Annotated in this window: 11 protein-coding genes; all 11 read right to left on the reverse strand. The window is 36.5% G+C overall.

Annotated features, from left to right (window positions below):
• Positions 1-214 precede the first annotated feature (214 nt).
• On the reverse strand, positions 215-1,099 hold the full coding sequence (locus J7J10_02250) for an aspartate carbamoyltransferase catalytic subunit (GenBank protein ID MCD6129757.1): 885 nt from the start codon (positions 1,097-1,099) through the stop codon (positions 215-217).
• On the reverse strand, positions 1,096-1,965 hold the full coding sequence (gene rapZ, locus J7J10_02255; GenBank protein MCD6129758.1) for an RNase adapter RapZ: 870 nt from the start codon (positions 1,963-1,965) through the stop codon (positions 1,096-1,098). Before rapZ ends, J7J10_02250 begins: the two co-directional genes overlap by 4 nt.
• Positions 1,962-2,423, reverse strand: coding sequence for a PTS sugar transporter subunit IIA (locus J7J10_02260; protein MCD6129759.1), 462 nt, complete (start codon positions 2,421-2,423; stop codon positions 1,962-1,964). Before J7J10_02260 ends, rapZ begins: the two co-directional genes overlap by 4 nt.
• Positions 2,420-2,914, reverse strand: a complete 495-nt coding sequence (gene raiA / locus J7J10_02265; GenBank protein ID MCD6129760.1) for a ribosome-associated translation inhibitor RaiA — start codon at positions 2,912-2,914, stop codon at positions 2,420-2,422. The genes J7J10_02260 and raiA overlap by 4 nt, the downstream gene beginning before the upstream one ends.
• The gene (locus J7J10_02270; GenBank protein ID MCD6129761.1) at positions 2,911-3,531 is read right to left on the reverse strand and encodes a class I SAM-dependent methyltransferase; all 621 of its coding nucleotides are present in this window, start codon (positions 3,529-3,531) and stop codon (positions 2,911-2,913) included. Before J7J10_02270 ends, raiA begins: the two co-directional genes overlap by 4 nt.
• Positions 3,524-3,826 carry an MTH1187 family thiamine-binding protein gene (locus tag J7J10_02275; GenBank protein ID MCD6129762.1) on the reverse strand — a complete coding sequence of 101 codons (303 nt, stop codon included), beginning with the start codon at positions 3,824-3,826 and terminating at the stop codon, positions 3,524-3,526. Before J7J10_02275 ends, J7J10_02270 begins: the two co-directional genes overlap by 8 nt.
• Positions 3,827-3,836: 10 nt before the next feature.
• Positions 3,837-4,178, reverse strand: coding sequence for a DnaJ domain-containing protein (locus J7J10_02280; protein MCD6129763.1), 342 nt, complete (start codon positions 4,176-4,178; stop codon positions 3,837-3,839).
• A complete protein-coding gene (locus tag J7J10_02285; GenBank protein MCD6129764.1) occupies positions 4,178-5,335 on the reverse strand; it encodes an aminopeptidase P family protein in 1,158 nt (385 codons plus the stop codon). The genes J7J10_02280 and J7J10_02285 overlap by 1 nt, the downstream gene beginning before the upstream one ends.
• A 41-nt stretch (positions 5,336-5,376) precedes the next feature.
• Positions 5,377-6,252 carry an ABC transporter ATP-binding protein gene (locus tag J7J10_02290; protein MCD6129765.1) on the reverse strand — a complete coding sequence of 292 codons (876 nt, stop codon included), beginning with the start codon at positions 6,250-6,252 and terminating at the stop codon, positions 5,377-5,379.
• Complete coding sequence (gene purE / locus J7J10_02295) at positions 6,233-6,703, reverse strand: 5-(carboxyamino)imidazole ribonucleotide mutase (GenBank protein MCD6129766.1); 471 nt, start codon at positions 6,701-6,703, stop codon at positions 6,233-6,235. Before purE ends, J7J10_02290 begins: the two co-directional genes overlap by 20 nt.
• A partial coding sequence (purD, locus tag J7J10_02300) for a phosphoribosylamine--glycine ligase (GenBank protein ID MCD6129767.1) occupies positions 6,700-7,602 on the reverse strand: 903 nt, incomplete at its 5' end. The genes purD and purE, both read right to left, overlap by 4 nt.

The raw sequence follows: 7,602 nt of genomic DNA on the forward strand, positions 1-7,602 counted from the left end.
GAAAGCATGCCCTCGACCTGATCGGGGGCGGGAATCCAGACTCCAGATTCCGTGTCAAGTAATGTCACCCCGCACTACGATGCGGGGACGGAATGACAGGAGGGTGCGGAGTGACAGAGGAAGGGGGAATGACAGAAGGAAGTAATGTCACCCCGCACACCGATGCGGGTGCAGAATGAATCTAATGATATTCTGCTCTATGCGGCGGGGTTGTTTATTTTAACAGATGATGAAATATTGCCATCCTTATAAATATGCCGTTTTCTACCTGCTCAGAGATTAAAGAGCGAGGGCAGTAGAGAAGAGGGGTGGCTATTTCTATATCTTTATTTACCGGTCCAGGATGAAGAATGTATACATCTTTTACTTCTTTTAATGCAAAGTATTTATAATATTCAGATAAAGAAGGAATAGATTTTCCGCTTTTTCTTTCCAATTGTATTCTTAAAAGCATAATGAAATCTCTATCTGTGCATGCTTCTTTTAGATTTTTAGCTACTTTTACTTCTAATTTTTCTATTTGAGGAGGGATCATGGTTTGGGGCCCGAACACCATCACATCATTCTTAAACATCTTTTGTAAAAAAATGTTTGATCTGGCTACCCTGCTATGTAAGATATCTCCAATGATAGAGAGTTTTATTCCTTCCATCTTTTTCTTTTTTTCCCACATTGTAAAGAAATCTAATAAAGCTTGCGAGGGATGTTCAAATGCCCCATCTCCAGCATTTACAACAGGGATTGAGGTGTTTTTGCTCAAAAAAAGTGGGAAACCAGAATCCGGATGACGAACGATAAATGCCGTTGGATGCATTTGTTCTAAGTTTTGCACTGTGTCCTTTATTGTTTCTCCTTTTTTCAGACTGGACATTTTCATATCTATGTTTATTACTTGTCCGCCTAAATTTTTAGCGGCTATTTCAAAAGAGGTGCGAGTGCGGGTACTTGCCTCAAAAAATAGATTGATTATCGTTTTTGCCTGCAAGATTTTTTCAAATTCTGTTTTTTTATAAAATGTTTCTTTATAAGCCTTTGCCGTTTGTAATATAGAGATTATATCTTCTTTATTTAGAAAACTTATTCCCGGTAGATTTTTCATGTTTTTTCCACATCACGGTGAAGAGTGTTTACTATGAACCCCTTTTTTTGTAAGAATTTACCTATATATTCCACAATGGCTACCGATCTATGTTTTCCTCCTGTGCAGCCATAAGAAAGAGTAAAATAACTTTTCCCTTCTTTTTCATAAAGGGGAAGTAGAAAAGATAAAAATTCTTCACTCTTTTTTAAAAATATTTGCGTTTCTTTTTTGTTGATTATAAATTCGTATGTTTTCTCATCTTTTCCTGTAGTGTCTTTTAATTCCTTTATAAAAAATGGATTGGGCAAGAATCGAACATCAACCACCATATCACTTTCTATCGGCATACCATACTTAAACCCGAATGAAATGAGCATTAAAATGATCTTTTTCCCTGTTTCTTCTTTTAGAAATTCTTTCCTTAAGACCTCATTAAAAAGCTGTGGAGTGAGATGAGAGGTATCGATAATTGTATCAGCAAGGGGTTTCATCTTGTCCATAATTGTTTTTTCTTTGGCAATGGCTTGCGAGAGAGAAATATTTTTGCCTATGGTAAGGGGATGGGTTCTTCTCGTTTCCTTAAACCTGGAAATTATTGTTTCATCTTGCGCTTCAAGGTAAACAATTTTTTTGTGTAGTTTTTTTTCGTTTAAAAAACGCACCAGATTTGTGAATTCTTCTATCTCGCCACTTCTTATATCTATTACCAATGCAATTTTTGGCACTAATGTTTTACTGTATTCTAACATCTGAACAAATGTGGAAAAAAGGGCAATGGGAAAGTTATCCATAGCAAGGAAACCCGAATCTTCCAATGTTCTCAATGCCGTACTTTTTCCTCCACCTGAAAGGCCGGTAATAATGGCAAATCTTGTATCTATCATGGATCTGATTTATCCCTCTCTATGAATTTCCCATAAATGTCTTTTGTATCTTTCACTGCTAACATACTTTTTGTGAATTGTTTATCTTTTGATATTTTTGCCACCGCAGCCAGCGCTTTTAAAAGTTTTATTGGTTTTCCTATAGGGGAAAGGAGGACAACAAAGAGCCTTACTGGTTTATTGTCTACGGCATTAAAATCTATTCCTGTTTTGTTTCTAAACACCCCCGCCACAACTTTGTCTATCATATTTGTTTTTGTATGAGGGATAGCAAAACCATTGCCAATACCCGTTGTGCCTAAAATTTCCCTTTCTTTCAGGAATTCTTTCAGCTTTTCCTTGTTTATAGATGGATATCTTTTTGAGAAGGTGTAAGCTATCGTTGAAAAGAGATTATCTACTCCATCTGCATCTATATCGCATATCAATTCTCTATCCAGGAATTCTTCTATTTTCATCTCGTTTCAATTAGTCCATAATTTCCACTTGTTTTACAGAAAAGTATGCTTACTTTCTCATTTTCTACATTTTCAAAAACGATGAATTGATGTTCTGTAACTTGTAGCTGCATTACTGCCTCTTCTACTGACATTGGTTTTAAACTGAAGTTCTCCACGATTATTTGTGGTTTTGTTACTGTCTCTGTCTTGCTTGCTGTTATTTTTCTTCTATCTTCGTATCGTTCTTTTAATCTTCTCAGTTGTCTTTCCAATAGTTCGTAAACAAGGTCTATAGAGGTATACATATCCTTGCTTGTTTCTTTTGCTTTGACAATTTCTCCATCTGCATTGAGTTTCACATCTGCAATTTGTCTGTATTTCTCCACACTTAGCGTTACCCATATTTCATTTATATCTGTTATTTTCTCCAATTTACTCATTTTCTTTTCTACATATCCCTTTAATGCATTTGTCACTTCTATATTTTTTGCAGTGATGTTCAGGTTCATGAGTCCTCCTCTATAAAAATTTGCGCCGTATAAAATACATCTCCTCCAATTAATTTATCGTATACCTTAAATCTACATCCATCGCATATCCTTTCTGTTGCCTTTTTAATATTAGAAGGCATTATTATTTTCATGTGGCGAAAAGGTGAGGAATAAAAAATGGATTTGAATTTCCTTCTTATATTAACAAAATGAAACGGGTTGAGTAAGAGAAAAATAACCGTTTTTTTAGTAACCCTCATAGCTTCCTTCAGTGCTTTGCTGCTTTTTTCTATGAATTCAAAAGATGTAATAAATAACGCGATATCGAAGGTTTTATTTCTAAATGGAAGAAAATGTGCATTTGCTCTCACGCTGGTTATACCTTTAAGACGAGTAAGCCTCAACATTTGCCACGCCTTGTCCACCCCTACTACCTGGAAACCTTCTTTCTCCAGCAGGCGAGAAAAATAACCCGTTCCACAGCCTATTTTTAAAATACGCATTCCTCTGAAATTTTTTAAGAGTAAAAGTAAAGTATTGGCTTCTCTCGCAGCGACCTCCCTCCCTTCTTTTTCATACCAACTTTCATAATTTCTTGCGCCTATATCGCTTAATGAATCATAAAAGTCACTCATTCAGTTTTTCTTTTACTGAGTTGACTTTTCCTTTCATGGATAGTTTTTTATCTACTCTTTCGTCTATATGTATATGCATAGATACTCTCTTCAGACCTATCTCAAACATATGTTTGTATATGCTTTTTACTGTCTCGAGTATTTCATCTATTTCGCCTTCTAAAACAGTGTCCGCTGGTGTAAGCTGATACTTCGTTCCCTTTTCTTTGATAACTTTCTGCACTTCTGCTACATACTTGCTTACACTAGGCGAACCTGTACCAAGTGGCGTAACTACCAACGAGGCAACAGCCATAAATCACCCCCTATAAAAATTTTTCCATCCACCAAGCAGTATATCCCCATTCATTTTCTGTCTTATATTTTTCGTCTTTTTGTTCATCCTCTTCCTTTTCTTTTCTATTTATATTAAACTTTATACCATCTATATTCATGCTTTCGTCCGTTAAAATTTTATACGCGAGTATTATTTCTTTAAATGATTCTTCGTCTCCGCCTTTATCCGGATGATGCTTTTTCGCCATACTTAAAAATTGTTTTCTAATATCTCTTTTTGATACACTTTTTTTTAAACCGAGAATGGAAAGTGCCCTTTTTTTTAATCTCTCTCTTTTTTTGAGTTCGTCTTGAAATGAATAATCGTACATTATAATTCAACCATCGTTTCTTTAAATTTAGTCAAGCTTTCTACTCCACTATTTCCTACTACATATGTATTTTCTATTCCTACCGCTCCTTCTTCAAATACCACCTTGGGTTCAAATGCAAAAACCATTCCATTTTCTAATGGATAGTCCATCCCTCGAGCAATAAATGGATGTTCGTCTATTTCTAATCCCACTCCGTGTCCTATGAAAGGAACAGGATTGTTGTTAACACCCATGAAATTTTCTTCAAATCCATGTTTTTTTGCCCATTCCCGCCCGCGCTCATACAGATCAACCGCCTTTACCCCTGCTTTTGCCACATTTTCCATATCCTTCATTACAAAAATGCAGAAGTCTAAAGCTTCTTTCATTTTGGAAGAGAGTTTGCCTATAACGAATGTACGTGTTTCATCTCCATAATATCCATTGGGAGTGGTTACATAGTCTACAATGATAGGTTCGTTTTCCTCAATAGTTTTTTGTGAAGGTCCTTGTGGAAATACAGGATAGAGACCTTTGCCGGATATAGGCACTAACAGTGTAGAAGGAGAACCACCTGAACATCCGCTTACCACCTGTCCGATAGCCTCACCGCTAAATCCACGCATACGGTGGAAGGGTATATTTCCCTGTTTTCTAATTTTCATTTCTATCTCAGCTGCTATATCTATTTCTCTTTTGCCTGCTTTTATAATATTTTTTGCTATATTTATAACTTCGTCACAGAGTAAAGCACTTTCTCTTATCATCTTTAATTCATAACTGCTTTTTATTCTTCTCTGCCAGCGTATGTCATCACCTATATCTTTGAATTCGGAGTTTGGAAATAATTTTTGAATGTGTGAAAAAATCTTATGTGGTAAAACATCAAATTCTAAGCCTATGCAGGAAGAAGGCATTTTTTTACTTTGTATTATTTCTTTTATGTCATGAAAGCCTTTTATTTTTACTACTTCCCATGGAGATTCTTGTTTTACCCTTTCTTCTCCTCTCCTTGTAAAGTATAGAACATCTTCATTTTTTGATATGAGTAATGTCCCGTCGCATATACTACCAGCAAAGTAAAAAAGATCTACATTTTGTAAAACAAGAGCGAAGTCTATATCTTTTTCTGTTAGTTTTTGGGCTAATATTTTTACTCTCTTTTTTAATTCCATATTTTTATTATAGGAATATATATGTGTAATTCAATCTAAAATCATGGATAAAAACACCTTACCTTTCGCATGCCTACGACTTCTAAAGAAGGCAACTCTCTGCTGCATTTTTCTCTCCTTTTTTCACAAATGTTCTGGTAAGGACAACCCTTCGTTATATGAGGAATTCCTTTTACTTGTAAATGATCTTTTCTATAATGCATATTTTCTTTAGGAATGGCGTTTAAAAGATATGCGGTGTAGGGATGCAAGGGATCATCCATTACCTCTTTTGCGTTCCCTTCTTCTACGATCATGCCTCTATGCATTACGATTACCCTGCCTTGCATGAGTTTTACTACATTGAAATCATGGGTGATGAGAGTCAACGCTACACTTTGTTTATTTATCTTTTTTAGAAGCCTTAAGATCTGGGCTGAAATGGTTACATCCAGTGAAGAGGTAGGCTCATCTGCAATGATAAGTTTGCTCTCCATGGCTATTGCCATGGCAATAAGTATTCTTTGTTTCATTCCTCCGCTCAGATTATGGGGATAGGTTTTTAGAATCCTCTTTGTATCCTCCAACCCTACAGCTATTAAGGATTTTTCTATTTTTCTTTTTGCCTCATCCTTAGAAAATTTTCTTAAAGCTGGAATTTCTCTCATCTGCTTGTATATAGTAAATACAGGGTTTAAGGATTCTCCTACATTTTGCGGCACAAGAGCAACTTGTTTTTGCACATTTATATTTCCTCTTACTTCCAAACCATATACTTTGTGTAAACCTACCATAATATGTGCTAATGTGGATTTTCCTGCTCCGCTTTCTCCTATGATGTTTAATATTTCTTTTTCTTTTATAGTGAGATCTATGTGATGGAGAACAGCTTTTTCTCCGTAATATGCACAGAGACCTTCAGTATGGATTATCTCCATATTCTCTCTTCAGGTTATCTCTGTAGTCGTTGATCTTTTCTCTTAGTTTTTTGTCACCTAAGGCAAGTATCTGTATGGCAAATAAGGCAGCATTTTTTGCTCCTGATTTTCCAATGCTCATTGTTCCTACGGGGATGCCCGATGGCATTTGAACAATAGAAAAGAGGGCATCCAAACCCTGAAGCGGACCACATTCTGCAGGGACACCGATTACCGGCAATGTAGTGTAGGAGGCAATGATTCCTGGCAGCTGGGCAGATAAGCCAGCAATTGCGATAACAACAGAAAAATCTTTCTCTAAGTTCTGGGACAAAAGAACCGTTTTTTGAGGTGACCTATGAGCAGATGAGATAAATACTGTATATTCCACCCCAAAATCCCCGAGTATTTTTTTCGCTTCTTCTACTAAGGGCAGGTCGCTTTTACTACCTGCAAATATCGCGACCTTCATTTTAATCTCCAGAGAGCTTTATTGCCAATATCCTTCCTGTAATGCATCCCTTCAAAATATATCTTTTCTACAGCCTCGTATGCCTTTTTCTGGGCAACTGCAAACTCCTCTGCATAAGATGTAACACCCAACACCCTCCCTCCATTTGTTACTATTTTTCCTTCTTTATCTTTTTTTGTTCCTGCGTGAAATACATATACATCTTTCATCTTTTCCACATCTTCCAATCCCTGGATGACTTTACCTTTTTCATACTTTCCAGGATAACCGCCGGAGGCTAAGACCACACATATACTGTATCCCTTTTTCCATTTTATCTCCGTTTTGTCTATGCCTCCCTTAACAGAAGAAAGTAAAATAGGCAGAAGTTCATTTTCTATAAGCATTGTCATGGGTTGTGTTTCTGGATCACCAAAACGGCAGTTAAACTCCAACACATAAGGTTCATTATCCTTAATCATCAATCCGGCGTAAAGCACACCCTTGTACTCTATTCCTTCTTGTTTTAATCCTTCAATAGTAGGATAGATTATCCTTTCCATTACCTTCTGATAGAGTTTTCTGTCTATTAGAGGAGCGGGTGCATATGCACCCATGCCGCCGGTATTTGGTCCCTTGTCTCCATCGAATGCAGGTTTATGGTCTTGAGCGCCAATCAAGGGAAGTACCTTTTCGCCGTCGCTTATGGCAAAGAAGGAAGCCTCTTCTCCGATAAGTTTTTCTTCGACTACAACCTTTTCTCCTGCCACACCGAATCTTTTATTTATAAATATATCGTTCAATGCCTTATTTAGCTCATCATTGTTGTTAACTACAAAGACTCCTTTCCCTGCACATAACCCATCCGCTTTAATTACAATAGGCAAACCGTGTTTTTGTATAAATGTTTTTGTAGTCTG

Source organism: Deltaproteobacteria bacterium (assembly GCA_021159305.1).
In the GTDB taxonomy this organism is placed as follows: domain Bacteria; phylum Campylobacterota_A; class Desulfurellia; order JAGGSF01; family JAGGSF01; genus JAGGSF01.